This is a genomic window from Variovorax nitratireducens, from assembly GCF_051216545.1.
GTDB lineage: Bacteria > Pseudomonadota > Gammaproteobacteria > Burkholderiales > Burkholderiaceae_C > Variovorax.
Genome location: NZ_JBPJZO010000007.1, coordinates 17,794 through 36,555, shown reverse-complemented (window position 1 = coordinate 36,555; position 18,762 = coordinate 17,794). Strand labels below are relative to the sequence as shown.

General features: G+C 66.7%; 18 protein-coding genes and 1 tRNA gene. 10 read left to right on the top strand and 9 right to left on the bottom strand.

The window, feature by feature from the left end; all coding sequences use genetic code 11:
• The first annotated feature begins 43 nt into the window (after nt 1-43).
• The 3 genes from tcuC (at nt 44) to priA (ending at nt 5,058) form a co-directional block, all read left to right on the top strand.
• Nucleotides 44-1,354 carry an MFS transporter gene (gene tcuC / locus ACSFA8_RS17340; RefSeq protein WP_435480734.1) on the top strand — a complete coding sequence of 437 codons (1,311 nt, stop codon included), beginning with the start codon at nt 44-46 and terminating at the stop codon, nt 1,352-1,354.
• 43 nt (nt 1,355-1,397) lie between these two features.
• Nucleotides 1,398-2,504 carry a uroporphyrinogen decarboxylase gene (gene hemE, locus ACSFA8_RS17335; RefSeq protein ID WP_435480733.1) on the top strand — a complete coding sequence of 369 codons (1,107 nt, stop codon included), beginning with the start codon at nt 1,398-1,400 and terminating at the stop codon, nt 2,502-2,504.
• Nucleotides 2,505-2,886: 382 nt separating this feature from the next.
• Nucleotides 2,887-5,058 carry a replication restart helicase PriA gene (gene priA, locus ACSFA8_RS17330; RefSeq protein ID WP_435480887.1) on the top strand — a complete coding sequence of 724 codons (2,172 nt, stop codon included), beginning with the start codon at nt 2,887-2,889 and terminating at the stop codon, nt 5,056-5,058.
• A gap of 31 nt (nt 5,059-5,089) precedes the next feature.
• Here the strand turns inward: priA and ACSFA8_RS17325 are convergent, their stop codons facing one another.
• Entirely contained in the window at nt 5,090-5,293 is a 204-nt protein-coding gene (locus tag ACSFA8_RS17325) for a hypothetical protein (protein ID WP_435480732.1), read from the bottom strand.
• A gap of 207 nt (nt 5,294-5,500) precedes the next feature.
• On the opposite strand from ACSFA8_RS17325, the gene ACSFA8_RS17320 reads away from it, so the two are divergent.
• Nucleotides 5,501-6,181, top strand: a complete 681-nt coding sequence (locus tag ACSFA8_RS17320; protein WP_435480731.1) for a hypothetical protein — start codon at nt 5,501-5,503, stop codon at nt 6,179-6,181.
• On the opposite strand, the gene ACSFA8_RS17315 is transcribed toward ACSFA8_RS17320, so the two are convergent.
• From ACSFA8_RS17315 to ACSFA8_RS17305, 3 genes are read right to left on the bottom strand one after another with little or no spacing between them, the layout of a single operon-like run.
• A complete protein-coding gene (locus ACSFA8_RS17315) occupies nt 6,178-7,140 on the bottom strand; it encodes an AEC family transporter (protein ID WP_435480886.1) in 963 nt (320 codons plus the stop codon). The two genes, ACSFA8_RS17320 and ACSFA8_RS17315, sit on opposite strands and share 4 nt — an antisense overlap.
• A gap of 45 nt (nt 7,141-7,185) precedes the next feature.
• Nucleotides 7,186-8,571, bottom strand: coding sequence for a DUF5666 domain-containing protein (locus ACSFA8_RS17310; RefSeq protein ID WP_435480730.1), 1,386 nt, complete (start codon nt 8,569-8,571; stop codon nt 7,186-7,188).
• On the bottom strand, nt 8,568-9,404 hold the full coding sequence (locus ACSFA8_RS17305; RefSeq protein ID WP_435480729.1) for a DUF6502 family protein: 837 nt from the start codon (nt 9,402-9,404) through the stop codon (nt 8,568-8,570). The genes ACSFA8_RS17310 and ACSFA8_RS17305 overlap by 4 nt, the downstream gene beginning before the upstream one ends.
• A gap of 503 nt (nt 9,405-9,907) precedes the next feature.
• Here ACSFA8_RS17305 and ACSFA8_RS17300 point away from each other — a divergent pair.
• The 4 genes from ACSFA8_RS17300 (at nt 9,908) to ACSFA8_RS17285 (ending at nt 14,191) form a co-directional block, all read left to right on the top strand.
• A complete protein-coding gene (locus tag ACSFA8_RS17300; protein WP_435480728.1) occupies nt 9,908-10,138 on the top strand; it encodes a hypothetical protein in 231 nt (76 codons plus the stop codon).
• 335 nt (nt 10,139-10,473) lie between these two features.
• The gene (locus tag ACSFA8_RS17295) at nt 10,474-12,585 is read left to right on the top strand and encodes an ATP-dependent helicase (RefSeq protein WP_435480727.1); all 2,112 of its coding nucleotides are present in this window, start codon (nt 10,474-10,476) and stop codon (nt 12,583-12,585) included.
• On the top strand, nt 12,582-13,046 hold the full coding sequence (locus tag ACSFA8_RS17290) for a hypothetical protein (RefSeq protein WP_435480726.1): 465 nt from the start codon (nt 12,582-12,584) through the stop codon (nt 13,044-13,046). The genes ACSFA8_RS17295 and ACSFA8_RS17290 overlap by 4 nt, the downstream gene beginning before the upstream one ends.
• Complete coding sequence (locus ACSFA8_RS17285; protein ID WP_435480725.1) at nt 13,043-14,191, top strand: phospholipase A; 1,149 nt, start codon at nt 13,043-13,045, stop codon at nt 14,189-14,191. The genes ACSFA8_RS17290 and ACSFA8_RS17285 overlap by 4 nt, the downstream gene beginning before the upstream one ends.
• On the opposite strand, the gene ACSFA8_RS17280 is transcribed toward ACSFA8_RS17285, so the two are convergent.
• Nucleotides 14,188-14,580 carry a Fur family transcriptional regulator gene (locus ACSFA8_RS17280; protein WP_435480724.1) on the bottom strand — a complete coding sequence of 131 codons (393 nt, stop codon included), beginning with the start codon at nt 14,578-14,580 and terminating at the stop codon, nt 14,188-14,190. The genes ACSFA8_RS17285 and ACSFA8_RS17280 overlap by 4 nt on opposite strands.
• A 96-nt stretch (nt 14,581-14,676) precedes the next feature.
• Between ACSFA8_RS17280 and ACSFA8_RS17275 the strand changes: the two genes are divergently transcribed.
• The gene (locus tag ACSFA8_RS17275) at nt 14,677-15,624 is read left to right on the top strand and encodes a hypothetical protein (RefSeq protein WP_435480723.1); all 948 of its coding nucleotides are present in this window, start codon (nt 14,677-14,679) and stop codon (nt 15,622-15,624) included.
• Here the strand turns inward: ACSFA8_RS17275 and ACSFA8_RS17270 are convergent.
• Both ACSFA8_RS17270 and ACSFA8_RS17265 read right to left on the bottom strand, forming a co-directional pair.
• Nucleotides 15,621-16,460 carry a pirin family protein gene (locus ACSFA8_RS17270; protein WP_435480722.1) on the bottom strand — a complete coding sequence of 280 codons (840 nt, stop codon included), beginning with the start codon at nt 16,458-16,460 and terminating at the stop codon, nt 15,621-15,623. The two genes, ACSFA8_RS17275 and ACSFA8_RS17270, sit on opposite strands and share 4 nt — an antisense overlap.
• A 16-nt stretch (nt 16,461-16,476) precedes the next feature.
• Entirely contained in the window at nt 16,477-16,854 is a 378-nt protein-coding gene (locus ACSFA8_RS17265; protein WP_435480721.1) for a DoxX family protein, read from the bottom strand.
• 130 nt (nt 16,855-16,984) lie between these two features.
• Between ACSFA8_RS17265 and ACSFA8_RS17260 the strand changes: the two genes are divergently transcribed.
• Nucleotides 16,985-17,935: a LysR family transcriptional regulator gene (locus ACSFA8_RS17260; protein WP_435480720.1), complete on the top strand. Its 951-nt coding sequence runs from the start codon at nt 16,985-16,987 to the stop codon at nt 17,933-17,935.
• Nucleotides 17,936-17,975: 40 nt separating this feature from the next.
• Here ACSFA8_RS17260 and ACSFA8_RS17255 read toward each other — a convergent pair.
• Nucleotides 17,976-18,051 (bottom strand) — tRNA-Phe (locus ACSFA8_RS17255).
• Nucleotides 18,052-18,069: 18 nt separating this feature from the next.
• Complete coding sequence (locus tag ACSFA8_RS17250; RefSeq protein WP_435480719.1) at nt 18,070-18,762, bottom strand: response regulator; 693 nt, start codon at nt 18,760-18,762, stop codon at nt 18,070-18,072.

The following is an 18,762-nucleotide window of genomic DNA, read 5'->3' as shown; positions in this document are numbered from 1 at the left end:
CCTACCCTTGCCGGCAAACACGCCAACAAGGGGACAAGCCATCATGGCCCAAGCGCTGCCAGCCACTTCCATCGCCTCGCAATCGAAAGTCGCCACCGTCCTGCGCGTGACGGGTGGCAATTTCATGGAGATGTTCGACTTCTTCCTGTTCGGCTTCTACGCCACGCAGATCTCCAAAGCATTCTTTCCAGCAGGCAACGAGTTCGCCTCGCTGATGCTGACCTTCATGACCTTCGGCGCGGGCTTCCTGATGCGTCCGCTCGGAGCGGTCTTTCTCGGCGCGTATGTCGACCGCGTCGGCCGCCGCAAGGGCCTGATCGTCACGCTCGCGCTGATGGCGCTCGGCACCCTGCTCATCGCCTGCGTGCCCTCCTACGCGACCATCGGGCTCGCCGCACCGTTCCTCGTGCTGATCGGGCGGCTGCTGCAGGGCTTTTCGGCCGGCGTGGAGCTCGGCGGCGTGTCGGTCTACCTGTCGGAAATGGCCACGCCGGGCCACAAGGGCTTCTACGTTGCCTGGCAATCGGCCAGCCAGCAGGTGGCGATCGTGGTGGCGGCCGCGCTGGGCTACTGGCTCAACGTGACCTACAGCAGTGCCGAGGTCGCCGACTTCTACTGGCGCATTCCGTTCTTCGTCGGCTGCCTGATCGTGCCGGTGCTGTTCATCATCCGGCGCTCGCTGCAGGAAACCGAAGAGTTCATGGCGCGCAAGCACCGGCCCGACGCGCGCGAAATCTTCCGCTCGATGATCGCCAACTGGGGCCTGGTGGTGGCCGGGATGATGCTGGTGTCGATGACCACGGTTTCGTTCTACCTGATCACCGTCTACACCCCCACCTTCGGCAAGAGCGTGCTGCACCTGAGCACCACCGATGCGCTGGTCGTCACGCTCTGCGTTGCCATTTCCAACTTCATCTGGCTGCCGATCATGGGCGCGCTGTCGGATCGCGTGGGCCGCAAGCCGCTGCTGATCCTTTTCACCGTGCTGACCATCTTCACAGCGTATCCGTCGCTCAAGTGGCTGGTCGGCGCGCCGAGCTTCGGCCGCATGCTCGAAGTGGAGCTGTGGCTGTCGTTCCTCTACGCCAGCTACAACGGCGCGATGGTGGTGGCGCTCACCGAGGTGATGCCGGTGAGCGTGCGAACCGCGGGCTTTTCGCTCGCCTACAGCCTGGCCACAGCGCTGTTCGGCGGCTTCACGCCGGCGATCGCCACCGGCCTGATCGAGGTGACCGGCGACAAGGGCGCGCCGGGCCTGTGGATGACGGCCGCCGCATTTTGCGGTCTGGTCGCCACGCTGGTGCTGTACCGTCGCAGTCGCAGCAGTGCGCCGCCGATCGGCGTGCCGGCCTGAAGAGTAAAAGCGAGCGCGGCAGGGCCGCTGCGACAATCGCGGCATGCCTTTCGCCCCCCTCCAAAACGACACATTCCTGCGCGCCTGCCGGCGTCAGGCAACCGATCACACACCCGTCTGGCTGATGCGCCAGGCCGGGCGCTATCTCCCGGAATATCTGGCGACGCGCGCGAAGGCGGGCAGCTTCATGGGACTGGCCACCAACGTCGACTACGCGACCGAGGTCACGCTGCAGCCGCTCGAACGCTTTCCGCTCGACGCGGCGATCCTGTTCTCGGACATCCTCACGGTGCCCGATGCAATGGGGCTGGGCCTGTCGTTCGAGGCCGGCGAAGGCCCGCGCTTTGCGCGGCCGGTGCGCGACGAAGCGGCGATCTCGGCGCTGGAGGCACCCGACCTGAACAAGCTCAGGTACGTGTTCGATGCCGTGGCGTCGATCCGCCGCGCGCTCGACGGTCGCGTGCCACTGATCGGTTTTTCGGGCAGCCCCTGGACGCTGGCCTGCTACATGGTGGAAGGCGCGGGCTCCAGCGACTACCGACTGGTCAAGACACTGATGTACAGCCGGCCCGACCTGATGCACCGCCTGCTGGCGGTGAATGCCGACGCCGTGGCCGCCTACCTCAACGCCCAGATCGACGCTGGCGCGCAGGCCGTCATGATTTTCGACAGCTGGGGCGGCGTGCTGGCCGATGGCGCATTCCAGGCCTTCAGCCTGGCCTACACCGCGCGCGTGCTGGCGCAACTGAAACGAAACGGCGCCGATGGCGAGCCGGTGCCGCGCATCGTCTTCACCAAGGGCGGCGGGCTGTGGCTCGAGGCGATGGGTGCGCTCGACTGTGAAGTGCTGGGGCTCGACTGGACGGTGAACCTCGGCCGGGCGCGCACGCTGGTCGGCGAGGCCAGCGCGGGCGCCAAGGCACTGCAGGGCAACATCGACCCCAACGTGCTGTTCGCGCCACCCGCGCAAATCGAGGCCGAGGTGGCAAGGGTGCTGCAAAGCTTCGGCACGCCGCACTCCGACCGCGGCACGACCGGGCCGACGCATATTTTTAATCTGGGCCACGGCATCAGCCAGTTCACGCCACCGGATCACGTGGCCGCACTGGTGTCGGCGGTGCATGGTCAATCGCGAGCGCTACGGCGATAAAGCCTGAGCAGGTGAGTGTTAGCGGTTGTAAGCGTAAAAATGGGCATTTTTTCACTTTGTCAAGCCAAAAGCGTCCAGGGCGAAAGACTTATGCACAAAACCCTTGCTGCGGTGCGCAAAAACATCCGAGCGGCGTTGCACGGCGCTCCTAAAGCGATAGCACTCGTAAGTGGTTGATTTATATGGATATTGAGTTTTGCTTTTTTTGCGGGCATTCCAGTGGAAGCCTTGATTTCCGTGGCTTCGGAGGGTGTCGGGCAGGGATATCAACAAAGTTATCCACACATTCGTTGGACACCCTGCAAAGCGCAAGCAAATCAACAACTTAAGTCGCCTTGCTCCAACTCGCTTTAAGAATCATCCGCACTGGACGCCGGCCGTGATGGCCTCCGTACCCGATGCCGACACAGGGGTTTCTCCCCCTGTTGCGCCGTCCTCCGCGCAGCTTGTCGGGGATGGCTGGCGGCTCGACGTGGCCGTTCAGACGCCGGCGCACAGCGCGCTCGGTGATTTGCTGAGCTACGCAAGCAACGTGCCGCTGCCAGCCGGAACCTTGGTGCGCGTACCGCTGGGGCGGCGGGAAGTCCTCGGCGTGGTGTGGCGCAGCACCGAACGCGCGGCGGAAAATGACGGCCTCGAACTCAAACCCATTGCCGGCGCACTCGACGCGCTGCCTCCGCTCGGTGCGGGTTGGCGCGACTTGGTGGCCTTTGCCGCGCGCTATTACCAGCGCTCGCTCGGGGAGGTTGCGCTGGCGGCGCTGCCACCGCACTTGCGCAATCTCACGAGCCTGCAGTTGGCGCGCCGGCTCAAGCGCCCGCCGAGCCCCGGCTCGGCGCAGGTCGATACCGCGGATGCTGCGAAATCAATAGCGCTCAGTACCGAGCAAATGGGTGCTCTGGCCCGGTTTGATGCAGAGCCCGGCCCGTTCCTGCTGTTCGGCAGCACCGGCAGCGGCAAGACCGAGGTGTACCTGCGGGCGGTGGCCTCCCTGCTCGAACGCGATGCCGACGCGCAGGCGCTGGTGATGGTGCCCGAGATCAACCTCACGCCGCAGCTCGAAGCCCGCGTGCGCGAGCGCTTCGGCGCTGGCGCGGTGGTGTCGCTGCACAGCGGCATGACCAACCCGCAGCGGCTCGCAAGCTGGCTGGCGGCGCACAGCGGGCAGGCGCGCATCGTGCTCGGCACGCGCATGGCGGTGTTCGCATCGATGCCGGCGCTGAAGCTGATCCTGGTCGACGAGGAGCACGACCCGAGCTACAAGCAGCAGGAAGGCGCGCGCTATTCGGCGCGCGACCTCGCGGTCTGGCGCGGCCAGCGCGAGGGCGCCAAGGTGATGCTCGGCTCGGCCACGCCATCGCTCGAAAGCTGGCACCGGAGCCGGCCGGCCGAGGGCGGCGACACGGGCGGGCGCTATGCCCGGCTCACGATGCCGTCGCGCATCGGCGAGGGCGCGTTGCCCACGATCCGCGGCGTCGACATGAACCTGCAGCCGCCGAAGACCGTGCTCTCCGGCGCCCTGCTCGATGCGATCGGCCAGCGCATCGCGCGCGGCGAGCAGAGCATGGTGTTTCTCAACCGGCGCGGCTACGCGCCGGTGCTGGCCTGCGGCGACTGCGGCTGGAAGAGCGAATGCCCGCATTGCAGCGCGTACCGCGTGTTCCACAAAATCGACCGCACGCTGCGCTGCCACCACTGCGGCTTTACCGAACGCGTGCCGCGCGCCTGCCCGGCCTGCGGCAACCCCGACATCGCCCCGGTCGGCCGCGGCACCGAGCGGCTCGAGGAACATCTGGCCGAACTGTTCGCGCCGGTGCAAAGGCCCGACGGCAGCGCGGTGCGCATCGCGCGCATCGACGCCGACAGCACGCGCAAGCAGGGTGCGCTGGAGCAGCAGCTCGCCCAAGTCCACAGCGGCGAGGTCGATGTGCTGGTCGGCACGCAGATGATCGCCAAGGGCCACGATTTCCGCCGCATCACGCTGGTGGCGGCCGTGAACCCCGATGGCGCGCTGTTCTCAAGCGATTTCCGTGCGCCCGAGCGGTTGTTCAGCCTGCTGATGCAGTCAGCAGGCCGCGCCGGGCGCGATGCCCGCTACCTGGCCGCACAGGGCAGCACGGCCGAGATGTGGCTCCAGACGCACCACGGCCAGCATCCGCTGTTTCAGGCGCTGAAGCGCCACGACTACCCGGCTTTCGCGCAACAACAGCTCGACGAGCGCCGCGCCGCCGGCATGCCGCCGTTCGCGTTCCAGGCACTGGTGCGGGCCGATGCACGAAGCCAGCAGGCGGCGCAGGACTTCCTCAATGCCGCAAGCACCGCCGCCGATGCATTGGCCAACGCGGAACACGTGACGCGCTACCCCGCAGTGCCGCTCACGATCCAGCGCGTGGCCAATGTGGAACGGGCGCAGATGCTGGTCGAGAGCGGATCGCGCGCCGCCCTGCAGCGCTTTCTGGCGGAATGGCAGCCGCTGTTGCACGAAGTGCGCCGCACACCCGAGGGCAAGGGCGTGATCCGTTGGCTCGTCGACGTCGACCCTCAGCAGATCTGATCAGTGCCGGGCGACTACCTGCCTCAGGCTTTCAGTGAATCGCCATGGGCGCCTTGGCCATCTGCACGTATTGCAGTTCACCACGGCGGCGTCTCCCCGAGCGCAGCATCAATGGCAGCGCGGCTGGGGCAGCAAGCCCCCATGCCATCAGCGCTCCCAGCACGCCGGCCTGCCACAGCCAGCAAATGCCGGCCATCCAGGCCAGGCACAGCATCCAGCGAACAAGCGTTGACATTGGTTTCCTCACAGTTGTGAACCATTCTGGCAGCACCGATGAGAACTTCGGTACTCGCCAAATGGCCGATGGGAGAACTATTGCCCCAAGAATGCAATTTGTTTGTAGGAAATCTTCTGAAACAGCTGTTGCCGCGCGCTCGTTGTGCGGCAAGCCTGTCAGCATCGACGCATTGAACGGTGTTCGAACTCCCAGGGACATGTCTTGATGAGATCCGCATATTGCATTGGCTTGGCGTTCTGGATCGCGACTGCCGGCGCCGCGGCGCACGCTGCAGAGCTGGAGCTGGAAGGCAACAAGCTGACGGTCGTCGGCATGCTGGACGGCAGCGCGCTGACCACCTTCGTCGAGCAGATCAACAGCGGTCGGGTTCGCACCGTGGTGTTCGAGAACTCGCTGGGCGGCACCGCCGAGGTGGCCGAGGCCTACGCCCAGGCAATCCGCGACAAGGGCCTGCTGACCGAGGCCCGCGGCCAATGCCAGGCAGCCTGCGCATATGCCTTTCTAGCCGGCAAGGAGCATCGCTTCGGACGCGGCTTGCAGCTCAATGCCCTCGTAATTCCACTGGCGAAACGGCCCACAACCGCCGAGTTGCAGGCCGGCCGCTGGCGCGGCGATGAACCGCAGCGCGCATCGGCCGATGCCGTCAGCGTCTCGACGACCGGCGCCACGGCCGTCAGCCCGGAGAGCGCGACGCCTGCGCCATCCATGGAGCCCTGGCCGCCTGGCCAGGGCGTGGTGTTCACCTCGACACCGACGCTGTTCGGCCGCGTCTACAACACCTACTGGTGCGACGGCAGCCAGGGCACCGACTTCTCGCGCTGCGACCGCCTGTCGAATGCCGACCCGTACCAGCTCGGCGTGCTCACACCCAGCGGCGCACGCTAGCGTATCCAGCCGACCGCCAACGGGAAGCTGAAGAACGCCGCCACCGTGGTCCAGAGAATGATGCGAGCGATGCGGCCGTTGTCGGCGCCGAAGCGCTCGGCCAGCATCGACACGTTGCTCGCACTCGGCAGCGCAGCCACCAGCACCAGCACCCCCAGCGCCGAGGGACGGAGCGGCAGCCCCACGGCGATTGCGAGCCAGCCCAGTCCGAGCACCAGCAACGGATGCACCACCAGCTTGATGGCGACCACCGGCAGCACGTCGCGCAGCGCACCGGCACGCCGCACGCCCTTGGCCATCAGGGCCGACCGGGCCAGCACCGCGCCGATAGTGAACAGGGCAGCCGGCGAAGCCGCATCCGCCAGCATCGCCACCGTGCGGTCGATCGGGCCAGGCAGCCGGAACTGCAACGCCGACGCCAGCGCGCCGAGCAGGATCGCCCAGGGCATCGGATTCACGAACACGCCGCGCAACGCCTGCCGCATCGCCTTGCTCGCCCCGTGCTCGTCCGCACCGTCGAGCCGCGACAACGCGATGCAGAGCGACGAGGTGATCACCATGTCGAAGATGATCGTGATGATCACCGGCCCGGCCGCCTGCGCCCCCACGATGGTTGCGAGCAGCGGCACGCCCATGAAGCCGGTGTTCGGAAAGGCCGCCACCAGCGCGCCGAAGCTGGCATCGTTCCAGCCGATGCGCTCGTTGCGGGTCAGCGCCACCACCGCCCCGACAAGCAGCAGCGCCGCCAGGCCCCAGACCAGCGCCACGTTGCCATCGAGCAGTTGCCCAATTGGCGTGCTGGCCCCGAAGCGATAGAGCATGCAGGGCAGCGCGAAATACAACACGAAGATGTTGAGGCCCGGAATCGCTTCAAGCGGCAACACCCGGCGCCGTGCTGCCGCGTAGCCAGCAGCGATCAGCGCGAAGAAGGGGAAGGTGACCAGAAAGACATGCAGCACACCGTGCATTGTCACGGCACGGTGTGCGTCACCTCAGGGCCGCGGTCAGCGGAAAACGACCTGTTCCGCGATGAGCCTCCCGTCGACGATTTGCGAGCCCGACACCGTCACGGCCACGCCACTGGCCAGGTTCGCAGCCGTGCCGTTGCTGAACACGACGCTCACGCCGTTGGCGCCGCTGGCGTCCACAGGTTGTCCGCGCACCCGGAAGCTCGCTGGCGAGACGAAATTGCCCACCGTGCCGATGAGCGTGAACGCAGCCGGGCCGCCAGTGCCCGGGACGTGGCGCAGCTTGAGCTTCGAGACCTTGAGCACCCCATTTGCCATGATGCCCGCGACTTCCACCTTGACGCCATTGCCGAGCGAGCCGGCAGGCCCGCCGGTGATCTGCGCCGAAGAAGCATCGACGGTCGTCCCGAGCACCCGGAAGGAACCCGAACCGGCGTAGTTGGTGACGATGCCGCCCAACTGAACCGCCACGCCCGTGATGGCGGGAACCGGGTACCACGGCTGCACCAGGCTCACCACGAGCGGGCCCGGCAAGTTCGACAGGCCGGCGCGCACGCGGACGATCGCACCATTGGCCAGTGGGGTTGAGTCGAAGGCATTGCCCAACACGGCCAGTCCGTAGTTCACGGTCAGCCCCCCCAGCGTGAAGGTACGAAGCGTGGTGTCGAGGTTCTGGACTGTGCCGGTCACGATGGGTGCAGCCAACGCGCGCTGCTCCACGCGGGTCGCGCGCAGCACGCCCGGCTCGGCCGGCAGTCCCCACACCTGCAGCGTGGTGCCCAGTGGAATCGCCGCGAGACCGGGCGCGTCGGCCCAGACCGTCGCCGCATCGGTGGTCACCGTGGTGCCCCACACCACGAAACGGCCCGCCGCCGTGTCGGCAGAGAGCATGGGGCCGCGCAAATCCGCCGCTGAAGTGACCTGCGTGGCGACACCGGTGGTGAAGTCCAGGCTGACAGGCCCCATCACCCGGGCGGTCATCCCGATCTGCAGGGCCGACGCGTCTTCGATGCTCAGGCTCGCGCTGTCGGTGTTGTAGCGCAAACCGTTGACGATGATGCTGCCCAGCCCGTCGACCGCGCCGACGCCGACCGCGTCGGCCGTACTCACACCGGTGCCACCGGAGCCGACGCCCGAGTCGTCGCCACCGCCGGCGGCGGCGGTGGCGGTGGAACCCCCGCCGCCCGTGGACGTGGAACCGTCGCCTGCATTGCCGCCACCACCACCACCACCAGCGCCGTCATTGCCGCCACTGCCGCCGTTCGCGCCGAAACCCGAAGCCGCGCCGGTCGCACTGAACGGCGCCGATCCACCACCGCCACCGCCACCGCCGCCGCCGCCACCGCCACCGCCACCGCCACAAGCCAACAGCAGCGCGGCCAGGAGTGCGAGCAGGCTGCCGCGTAAAATTTTGGGTGTCATATGCCGCCTTTCAGCGTATTGGGTCCAGGGGACTGGCGCGAAACCGGGGCGCTGTCCTCGAAATAGCTGTAGACGCCCACCCGCATGCGGGCCGAACCGTTGCCGTCGGCTTCATCGACCGCCACAGCCAGTTCGTGCGTCAGTTCATGGTGAAGCGCTTCCCAGCGTTGGCGAACCAATTGCTGAATCCGGTCGCAAGCCTGCGCACTCAGCCCCTTGGCAAACACCGCGCGCTCCAGCATGCGCGGCTCGTCGTCGAGGATGTTCGAGACCCCCGCGAGCACATGATCCCGGGCGTTGTCGCCGAGGAAGGCCAGCATGGCCTGCAAATCTCCCACGGGCACGAACCCCGTCGCTTTCAACTCGGCACGGCCGTCCTGCTCGGTGGCCATTTTCAGCCGCACCAGTTCGTCAAGGATGGCCCGGTGATGGACATTGCCGCGGCTGGCCTGCCGCGCCACGGCCTCGAACGACAGGGTACTGCCCTCGGCAACAACCGGCAGCAACCGGCGCTCGGGGTCGTCGGCGAGTATCTGCAGCCACAGCGTGACCGTTTTCGCCGCGGCCGATGTTTCGGTGTGTGGCAGCGCGCCGTTCGACTCGCGCACCCGGGCCGTCACGGCCTTGCGGCTCAGCCCGGTGGTGACCGAGAGCTGGCTGATGTTGGGTTCAATGCCTGTCCTGCGCCACGAACGCCGCGCTTCGTCGAGCAGCAGGTCGCGCAGCACGCTCTCCAGGTGCGAATGCTGCACGCCCATGGCCAGAGCGAGCCTGACCACCGGCCGCAGGATGCGTGCGCAGGCGGCTAGTGCCCAGCCGAGCCGGTTTTCCATGATGCGCGCAAGGCTCCTTGTTTGTCCTGAAGCCGGCGCTCGCGGCCGGCCGTGTTGCCAGTATCGCCGGGCCATTGACCGCCAACCAGCAACAGCGGCCTGCAGGGCAAGAGGTCAAGCACCTGTCTTACAAGCTCGTCACCTGAAATATAAGAGAACTTAAGCATGAATGGGAATTCTTCACATTTTGGAGTAAACATGACCCGAATGCTTGTTCCAAGGGCACCCGTGGCACCTCTGTTGTGCCTGTCGGCGAGCCTGGTGGCGGCGGTTTTTCAGGCTGGCCTTGCACTGGTCGCATGGTGGGCTCGACAGCGCGAGCCCGGCGTTGTCGCGACCGAAATCCGGCATGCTGTTCAGCGAAGCAAAACCATCATCGGGGAGCTTCAGCCGTTCCCGGGAGGCGACCATAAGTCACTCGCTTACCTGGTATCGGAAGGTTGACCGTGTCTGAATCGAGGCCCTCACCCGACCACCAGCTTGGGCGCCTGTGCGACCTCTACATGCACAGCAACCGCGCGCTGGTGCACGTCCGGCAAACGTATATCGAGGCGCTCGGAGACCACATGTGCGGCGGGCGAGGCGGGCCATCGGATGCCAACCTCGAAATGCTGGAGCTTCTGAGCGCCGCCGAAGCCAGGGCCAAAGAAGCGTACGTCCGATGCGCGATGGCGGCCGCCGCGGCGCTGGTCGCGCGTGCGGGTCGATCCCTTGAGGGCGGAGGATCACGATGATCCGCCCTGCCGCAACCCATGGAGGCGCGGCGCCGGCTTACGGAGAGTTGGGGGACTTGCTTGCGCTGCTACTTCGAAGCAACGTGTCCGAACTGTACGTCTGCAGTTTCTGCCAAACCATGACCCGCGGCCCTGCGCTGCGCTGTAGTGCGTGCGGCACCGAACGTGCAATCGCCCGGGCTCAATCGGCGCCCGAAGATCCCACGCCGCCGCGATCCGGCAAGGATGAGTGAACCGGGGGCCGCGCGACTGCGTGGCACAGGATGTAACGGCGCCGCGGCAGGTCAGGCCAGTATCATTGCGCGCCTTCCGTCTGGACCCGTCCCCCCGCCCGCATGTCTTCCGGTCTCAATCTCGCCCAGCAGGAAGCCGTCAACTACCTGCATGGCCCCTGCCTCGTGCTCGCGGGTGCCGGCTCGGGCAAAACGCGCGTGATCACGCACAAGATCGGCCGCCTGATCGAGTCCGGCATGGCGCCCAAGCGCATTGCCGCCATCACCTTCACCAACAAGGCCGCCGCCGAGATGCGCGAGCGCGCCAAGGGGCTGATCGGGCGCGAGGCGAAACACGTGGTGGTCTGCACTTTCCACGCCCTGGGCGTGCGGATGATGCGCGAAGACGGCGCGGTGCTGGGGCTCAAGCCGCAATTCAGCATCCTCGACAGCGACGACGTGACGAAGATCCTGAAGGACGCCGGCGGCACCACCGACGCGGCGACCGCGCGCATCTGGCAGTGGACGATCAGCAAGTGGAAGAACATGGGCCTGAACGCTGCGCAGGCCGAGGCGCTCGCTGCCGACGACAACGAACGCGTGATCGCAAAGATCATGGGCCGCTACGAGGAGCGCCTGGCCGCCTACCAGAGCGTGGACTTCGACGACCTGATCGGCATGCCGCTCAAGTTGCTGCAGCAGCATGACGAGGTTCGCGCCAAATGGCAGGCCGCGCTCGGCCATGTGCTGGTCGACGAATACCAGGACACCAACGCGACGCAGTACGAGGTGCTGAAGGCGCTGGTCGGCACGCGCGGCCACTTCACCGCGGTGGGCGATGACGACCAGTCGATCTACGGCTGGCGCGGCGCAACGCTCGACAACCTCAAGAAGTTGCCGATCGACTACCCGACACTCAAGGTCATCAAACTGGAACAGAACTACCGCAGCACCAGTGCAATCCTTCGCGCGGCCAACAATGTGATCGGCCCGAATCCCAAGCTGTATCCGAAGACGCTGTTCAGCGAACTGGGCGAAGGCGAGCCGGTGCGCGTGGTCGATGCCGACAGCGAGGCGCACGAGGCCGAGCGCACCGTGGCGCGCATCCAGAGCCTGCGCGCGGGCGAGACGATCACGCAGAGCTCGCAAGGCACGCAGAGCCAGGAGTGGCGCAACTTTGCCGTTCTCTATCGCGCCAATCACCAGGCGCGCGTGTTCGAGCAGGCGCTGCGCAAGGCGCAGATTCCGTACAAGGTGTCGGGGGGCCAGAGTTTCTTCGACCGCGCCGAGATCAAGGATCTGTGCGGATGGTTTCGCCTGTGGGTCAACAGCGACGACGACCCGGCCTTCCTGCGCGCGGTGACCACGCCCAAGCGCGGCATCGGCCACCAGACGCTGCAGAGCCTCGGCGTGTTCGCCACGCAATACAAGCTGAGCCTGTTCGAGGCGCTGTTCAGCCCGTCGCTGCCGAGCGTGATCGCCAAGCGATCGCTCGAAGGCCTGCACGAGTTCGGCCGCTACATCAACGAGCTCGAATACAAGGCGCGCCAGACCTTCGGTGCCGAGGACTCGCGCGCGTTCATGGCCGAGTGGCTGAAAGAGATCGACTACGAGAAGCACCTCTACGACGGCGAGGACAGCGAACAGGTCGCAGCCGCACGCTGGACCAACGTGATGGAGTTCTGCGACTGGATGTCGCAACGCGCCGGCGGCACCATCGACGACACCTCGGGCGCGACGGTGGTGAGCGAGCGCAAAAGCCTGCTCGAAGTGGCGCAGACGATCTCGCTGCTGTCGACCATCAGCGAGCGCGAGCAGGATCAGAACGTGGTCACGCTTTCCACGCTGCACGCCGCCAAAGGCCTCGAGTGGCCGCACGTGATGCTGGTCGGCGTGACCGAGGGACTGCTGCCGTTCAAGCTCGACGACGACAACGGCCGGCAGGAAAAGATCAGCGACGACACGCTGGCACGGCTGCAGGAAGAACGCCGCCTCATGTACGTGGGCATTACACGCGCGCAACGCAGCCTGGCCGTGAGTTGGACCAAGAAGCGCAAGAAAGGCCGCGACATGATCGCCGGCATACCGAGCCGCTTCATCGCCGAGATGGCGCTCGACAAGACCACCGCGAAAGAAGACCCGCGCGAAAAAATCAAGGCCCTGCGCGCCGAGTTCGCCAAGCGCGCGGCCGACACGGCGACCGCTGCTGCCGCAGCGGCGGCTGGAGCCCCATGAGGTCGTGGCGGATCGCGGCCGTCGTGCTGGCGGCGTGCGTTCAATGGACGGGTGCGGCGGCGCAGGTTGAGTGCCCGTCCGACGCGCAGGCCCTCCCGCTCGTGGCATTGTTCGGCCACTGGGAAGCGCGTTTCGACGGCAGCCCCGGTGTGGCCATGGTTCAGCTGGCGCGGCACCCCGACTATGCGGGCGTGCGCGGCAGCATCACGCGCGGCGGCGCGACGGCCGAGCTGGCCGGCGATATCGATGACGAGGGACTACTGACCATCGACGAGTCGCAAGACGGGCGGGCCATCAGCGCGACCTGGTCGGGTGCCATGCAGCCCGGCTCCTGCGGAAGGGTGTTCGAAGGCACCTGGCGCCAGGCCGCCGACGAGCGCACGGCGCACTTCGTGCTGCGCAAGACGGCATCTGGCAACAGCAGCGACGACAACACCAACAGATCCAAATTCAAACCATGAACAAGCCCCTTTTTGCCTTGCTGGCGACCCTGGGCGCCGGCGCGGCTCACGCCCAGTCGGCCGACCGTCCGCCGAGTCCGCTGGCCGATTCGCAACTCACCTGGCAGCAGTGCCAGCGCCTGGGCAACAACAAGGACGCCCGCCTTGCCTGCTTCGACCGCTGGGCGCAGCAGCAGACACTGCCCTCGGCTTCGGTGCCGGCAGCGCCACCGGTGCTGGCGGCCACGCAGCCGGCCGCACCGGTCGACGCGAGCGTTCCGTCCACGCGCGTCGTGTCAGTCAGCACCGACGAAGGCTGCCGCGATCGCCAGTACTCGACGCTCTCGCGCTTCTGGGAACTGGAGGCCGGCAGCGACTGCGGCACCTTCACCTTCCGCGGCTACCGGCCGCTCAACGTGGCGTTCTCGACAGCAAACGACAAGCCGCAGGTTCCGACCTCGCCGGCAGCTGGCCACACCGGCACCGCGACGGCCTACCAGGCCAACGAGATGCGCATCGGCCTGTCGGTGCGAACCAAGATCGCGCAGGGGCTGCTGACGCAGGACGACCCGTCGAAGAAAGACTCGCTCTGGTTCGGCTACTCGCAACAGTCGACCTGGCAGCTCTTCAACGGCGCGATCTCGCGGCCGTTCCGCACCACAGACCATGAGCCCGAGCTGATGTATGTCTACCCGACCAACATCACGCTGCCGGGCGGCTGGCGCTGGCGCTATGCCGGTCTCGGGCTGGTGCACCAGTCGAACGGCCAGAGCCTGCCCTACTCGCGCAGCTGGAACCGCTACTACCTGATGGCCGGCATGGAGCTGGACGACAGCTTCCAGGTGAGCGCGCGGGTCTGGAAACGCATCAAGGAAGACGCGGAGAGCGATGACAACCCCGACATCGCCAACTTCATAGGCCGCGCCGAACTGACCGGCCGCTGGAACATCAACCGCGACAACACGCTCTCCGCCACGCTGCGCAACAACCTGCGCAGCGACGGGCGCGGCTCGATCCGGCTCGAATGGCAGAAGGCGATCGGCGACTCGGCCAAGAGCAACCTGCGCTTGCACACGCAACTGTTCCATGGCTACGGCGACACGCTGGTCGACTACAACCGCAAGCGCACGGTGCTGAGCGTCGGCCTGAGCCTGGTTGATTTCTAGCCGTTGTTCCGGCCGGGCGGCGCGCACTCGGCGCAGGTGCCGTACAGCGTGAGCTCATGCCGCTCGACCGTGAAGCCGGCCGGCGCAAGCTGTTTGAAATCGCCCGGGCAATGGTGCACGTCGTACACGCGCTGGCAGGCCCGGCACTGAAAGTGGTGATGGTGCGCGTGCCGGGTCGACTCGTAGCGCGGCGCCTCGCCGGGCAGCGCCACCGCCTCTATTTCGCCGGACTCGGCCAGGAGCTTGAGGTTGCGGTAGATCGTCGCCATGCCCAGCGCCGCGACCTCGCGCTGCGCGACCTCCAGAATTTCGGCCGGCAGCAAGGGTCGCGCGGCGGCATCGATCGCGCTGCGGATCGCGGCACGCTGGCGGGTAGAGCGCTGTTCCATCGGGGCAGTCTAGCTAAATTGACTCGGAAGGCCGCACGCGCCAGGGCTGGTCATGGCGTGCAACTTGCTGTGGACTGTGTTTTTGGAAGTGGCCTCATGACTTCAACATTCATCAAGGCCGCAGAAGTCTGGTTGCCGAGCGACGACGGCTCCCTGCTCGAGTTCGGAAGCGGCGCATTTGGTTCTGCCAGACGATTCGCGGCCATCAGCCGGGAGATGTGCTTCGGCCGCGGAGAAGGCTTGCCGGGTCGCGCCTGGCATGAAGGCCGGCCGATCCTGCTGCGCGAGTTCGAGGGCTCGAACTTCCGCCGCATCTCTGCCGCGCGCGACGCCGGCCTGACCTGCGCCGTCGCGCTGCCGCTTTTCGTGCACGACAGCCTCACTTCGGTGCTCGTGATCTTCTGCGGCCACGAGGCCGCCGCCGCCAGTTGCCTCGAACTCTGGCATCGCGACGCGCGCATCACCAGTGACATGAGGCTCGTAGACGGCGCCTTTGGCCCGAACGCCCAGGCCTTCGAATCGGCCTCGCACGAGACTTACCTCCCGCGCGGCGTGGGCCTGCCGGGGCTGGCCTGGCAGCGCGGCGAAGCCGTGTTCCTGGAAGATCTGCCGGCCACCCCCGCACGCTTCCTGCGCGCGCAGGAAGCGGCCGAGGCCGGCCTTCTGCGGGGCCTGGCCATCCCGGCCGGTTCGCGGCTCGAAGACAGCCATGCCGTCACCTTCCTTGCGGATGCGACGTTGCCGTTGGCGCGGCGCATCGAGCGCTGGGTGCCCGCGGCGCAGGGCGGCTTGCTGCGGCGCGTCTACGCCTTCAGTGAACTGCATGGCGGCGCGTCGCTCATCGAAGCCACTCTGCCCCTGACAGCGCCGATGGGATCGATCGCCAGGGCCTGGCTTGGCGGGGCACCGGTGGTCAACGACTGGCCGGCCTCCGAACCCGGCGCGCCCGCCGCAGCCGCGGCGGCGATCGGATCCTCGGCGCTGTTGGCCATACCCGTGGTGTGGGAGGGCGAAGTGGTCGAGGTGCTGGCGCTGTACCTCTAGGCCAGCCGCCCCGCTTGCCGCAGGCGCGTGCCGATGCGCTGGATCCCGGCCTCGCCCTGTGCGAGCGCCGCCTTGCTCGTGTGCACCGAGTAGTAGCCCATCACCAACTCGTGCGGATGCTTCACCGCCGAGCCGAGCACGAAACTGGTTTCGCCGTGGGCCACGAAGTCGATGGCCTCGCCGGTTTCCTCGAACATCGCAAGTTCGCCAGCACCGACCGGTTCACCCGCATCGAGCCGGCCCGCGTTGACCGCTACCCAGGCCACCGTGTGGCCGGTGGGCGGTGTGTAGCGCCAGCGCTCGCCATCCTTCTGAACCACCGCGAGGTAGTTCATCGACGCGGGCGCCGGAATGGCGCTTTGCGCCGCGCCATAGCGCCCGAGCAGCACGCGCGCCGGGCCTTCCCGCGGCACTTGCGAAGGCGCAAGGTAGAGGCTTTGCGCAGGTGCGTTCTCTTCCGAGGCGGGCAACGCCACCCAGAGCTGGAAACCCAGCACCCGCGCATCGCTGACCGGCGCACCGGTGTGCCACACGCCGCTGCCGGCACGCATCCACTCCACGCCACCGACGGGCAGCACGCCCTTCTGGCCGGTCGTGTCTTCATAGCCCACGTCGCCTTCGATCATGAAGGTCAGCGTCGCGATGCCGGAGTGCGGGTGCATGCCGAAGCCCCTGTGCTCGGCCGTGGGCCTGAAGTCGAAGAGATCGAGAAACACGAACGGCTTCAGGAATTCGCCCAGGTCGCCCGGGCTCACGAGCCGCGTGATCGGCCCGTGCGTGCTGCCGCCCGTGCGGTAGACGATGGCGCGGGCCTCTGTGGCAAGGTCGGTTGTCATGCGGCTTCCCTCGCAGTCAACCGGCCGCACGGAGCGACACAGGCCGTAGCCGCCAAGCCACGAAGGCTGCGAGCGCACCAAGCACCACAGCCGGCGCGGGATTGCCGCCGATCAGGAGCAGATGCGTCGCCACCGCGCAAACCATGATTGCGCCGAGCAGCAGCCCGCCGAAAAAGCCGGCAGCAGGCAGGAGCATCAGCACCGCGCCCACGATTTCGACCGCACCTGTCACATAGCGGAACCATTGGCCGAAACCGATGGCATCGAACACCTGAACCATCTGCGGCACGCCAGCGAGCTTGGAGACACCCGCCGCGCCGAAGGCCAGCGCCAGAAGAATGCGAACGCCCCAGACGATGCGACGCTGCGTGGGGGAAACAAGTGAAGAAGCCATTGAAAGGATGTTCCTGCGTGTGCGTTGAGGCTAGAGGCAGCCGATGCACAGAAGATTAGGGCTGCATCCATTAATCGACTAGACCGCATAATCGGAGTGCACTCATCCATTAAGAGAAGGAATTGCGCGCATGTTCGACCTGAACGACATTGCAATGTTTGTGCAGGTCGTGCGCCACGGCAGCTTTGCCGAGGCGGCGCGGCGGCTGGGCCTGCCGCCCAACACCGTAAGCCGGCGCATTCAGCAGCTCGAAGCACGACTCGGCACGCGGCTGATGCAGCGCTCTACCCGCAAGCTCACGCTCACGAGCGCCGGCCACGCCTTTCACGAGCGTTGCGCGGGCGCGGTCGAGGGACTGGTCGAGGCCGGGCGGGAATTGATGACGGGCAGCCGCCAACCCAGTGGCCTGGTTCGTGTCGCTGCACCGGCCGATTTCTTCGACTTCTTTCCAATGGAGTGGGTGGCCGACTTTCTTGCCGCCCATCCGCTGGTGCGCCTCGACTTCGTGCTCAGTGATGCCAACGCCGATCTGATTGCCGACCAGATCGATGTCGCGTTTCGCGGCGGCACATTGCGCGACTCGGGCTATGTGGGTCGCCAACTCCTCGGCGCCAGAAGCGACGGCATGGTGGCAAGCCCCGCCTACGTCGCCGCGCGCGGCGCACCTGCCACGCTGCAAGACCTGGCGAACCACGACTGTGTGACCTTCGCCCACCCTGCAGGCCGCGCCACCTGGCGCCTTGCCGGCCCCGATGGCACGGAGGAGGAAGTGCAGGTTGCCGGCCGCTTCAGCGGCAACACCGCGCAGGCGTTGCGCAAAGCCGCATTGGCCGGACTCGGCATTGCGCTGTTGCCGCCCGCGATGGCGACCCTTGACATAAAAGCTGGCCTGCTTGTGCGGTTGCTGCCGCAATACCAGCGCACGGGTCGCGGACTGAGTGTGCTGTACCCGAGCCGGCGGCACCTGCCACTGGCGGTATCGGCCTTCATCGGGATGGTGCTGGAGAAGCTGAGCGCGCAGACATCATTACCGCCGGTGCTGCGCTCCGCGCCGCCTGAAGTGGGCGCCAGCGGAAGTTAAAAAGCCCCTGATTCCGTTAAGAATCAGGGGCTTGCAAGACTGGTGGCCTGGGGCGGAATCGAACCACCGACACGCGGATTTTCAATCCGCTGCTCTACCAACTGAGCTACCGGGCCTTGGTATGGAGCCTTCGATTATACAGCGGTTCGCCGGCCTCTTGAAAGGTCGACGCCGAGTTGCTTCAACTTGCGATAAAGATGCGTGCGCTCAAGGCCGGTCTTCTCTGCCACGCGGGTCATCGAGCCGTTTTCCATCGCCAGGTGGAACTCGAAATAGGCCTTCTCGAAACCATCGCGCGCGTCACGCAGCGGGCGATCGAGGTCGAAGCTCTGCGTCGCGCGCGGGCCGGGTTCGGCGGTGGGCGGCATCGCGGGCAGCTGCATCAGGCCGGCGTCGGTGGTGGTGACGGCAGCGGCGAAGTGGCTGGTGGTCGGCACCACGCTGGCGGCAGCGCGGCGTGCGCTTTCTCGCGCGAGGCCCTGCTCCACCGCTTTCAGAAGCTTCTGCAGCGTGATGGGCTTCTCAAGAAAGGCGAAGGCGCCGATGCGCGTGGCGTCGACCGCGGTGTCGATGGTGGCGTGGCCGCTCATCATGATCACCGGCATGCTGAGGAGGCCGGCGGTCGACCATTCCTTCAGCAGCGTCACGCCGTCGGTGTCGGGCATCCAGATGTCGAGCAACACCAGGTCGGGCCGGGCGCGTTGCCGCGCCGCACGCGCTTCCGCGGCGTTTTCGGCGAGTTCGACGTTGTGGCCCTCGTCGTTGAGAATTTCGAAGAGCAGGTCGCGAATGCCCAGCTCGTCGTCGACCACAAGAATGTTTGCCAT

Coding starts and splice junctions, on each gene's coding strand:
- ACSFA8_RS17265 (WP_435480721.1), bottom strand. CDS start 16,854: ATGGCTTCTTCACTTGTTTCCCCCACGCAGCGTCGCATCGTCTGGGGC.
- priA (WP_435480887.1), top strand. CDS start 2,887: ATGGCCTCCGTACCCGATGCCGACACAGGGGTTTCTCCCCCTGTTGCG.
- ACSFA8_RS17280 (WP_435480724.1), bottom strand. CDS start 14,580: ATGGAACAGCGCTCTACCCGCCAGCGTGCCGCGATCCGCAGCGCGATC.
- hemE (WP_435480733.1), top strand. CDS start 1,398: ATGCCTTTCGCCCCCCTCCAAAACGACACATTCCTGCGCGCCTGCCGG.
- ACSFA8_RS17285 (WP_435480725.1), top strand. CDS start 13,043: ATGAACAAGCCCCTTTTTGCCTTGCTGGCGACCCTGGGCGCCGGCGCG.
- ACSFA8_RS17305 (WP_435480729.1), bottom strand. CDS start 9,404: ATGGAAAACCGGCTCGGCTGGGCACTAGCCGCCTGCGCACGCATCCTG.
- ACSFA8_RS17290 (WP_435480726.1), top strand. CDS start 12,582: ATGAGGTCGTGGCGGATCGCGGCCGTCGTGCTGGCGGCGTGCGTTCAA.
- ACSFA8_RS17260 (WP_435480720.1), top strand. CDS start 16,985: ATGTTCGACCTGAACGACATTGCAATGTTTGTGCAGGTCGTGCGCCAC.
- ACSFA8_RS17270 (WP_435480722.1), bottom strand. CDS start 16,460: ATGACAACCGACCTTGCCACAGAGGCCCGCGCCATCGTCTACCGCACG.
- ACSFA8_RS17325 (WP_435480732.1), bottom strand. CDS start 5,293: ATGTCAACGCTTGTTCGCTGGATGCTGTGCCTGGCCTGGATGGCCGGC.
- ACSFA8_RS17295 (WP_435480727.1), top strand. CDS start 10,474: ATGTCTTCCGGTCTCAATCTCGCCCAGCAGGAAGCCGTCAACTACCTG.
- ACSFA8_RS17300 (WP_435480728.1), top strand. CDS start 9,908: ATGCACAGCAACCGCGCGCTGGTGCACGTCCGGCAAACGTATATCGAG.
- ACSFA8_RS17250 (WP_435480719.1), bottom strand. CDS start 18,762: ATGGCAAACATTCTTGTGGTCGACGACGAGCTGGGCATTCGCGACCTG.
- ACSFA8_RS17310 (WP_435480730.1), bottom strand. CDS start 8,571: ATGACACCCAAAATTTTACGCGGCAGCCTGCTCGCACTCCTGGCCGCG.
- tcuC (WP_435480734.1), top strand. CDS start 44: ATGGCCCAAGCGCTGCCAGCCACTTCCATCGCCTCGCAATCGAAAGTC.
- ACSFA8_RS17320 (WP_435480731.1), top strand. CDS start 5,501: ATGAGATCCGCATATTGCATTGGCTTGGCGTTCTGGATCGCGACTGCC.
- ACSFA8_RS17275 (WP_435480723.1), top strand. CDS start 14,677: ATGACTTCAACATTCATCAAGGCCGCAGAAGTCTGGTTGCCGAGCGAC.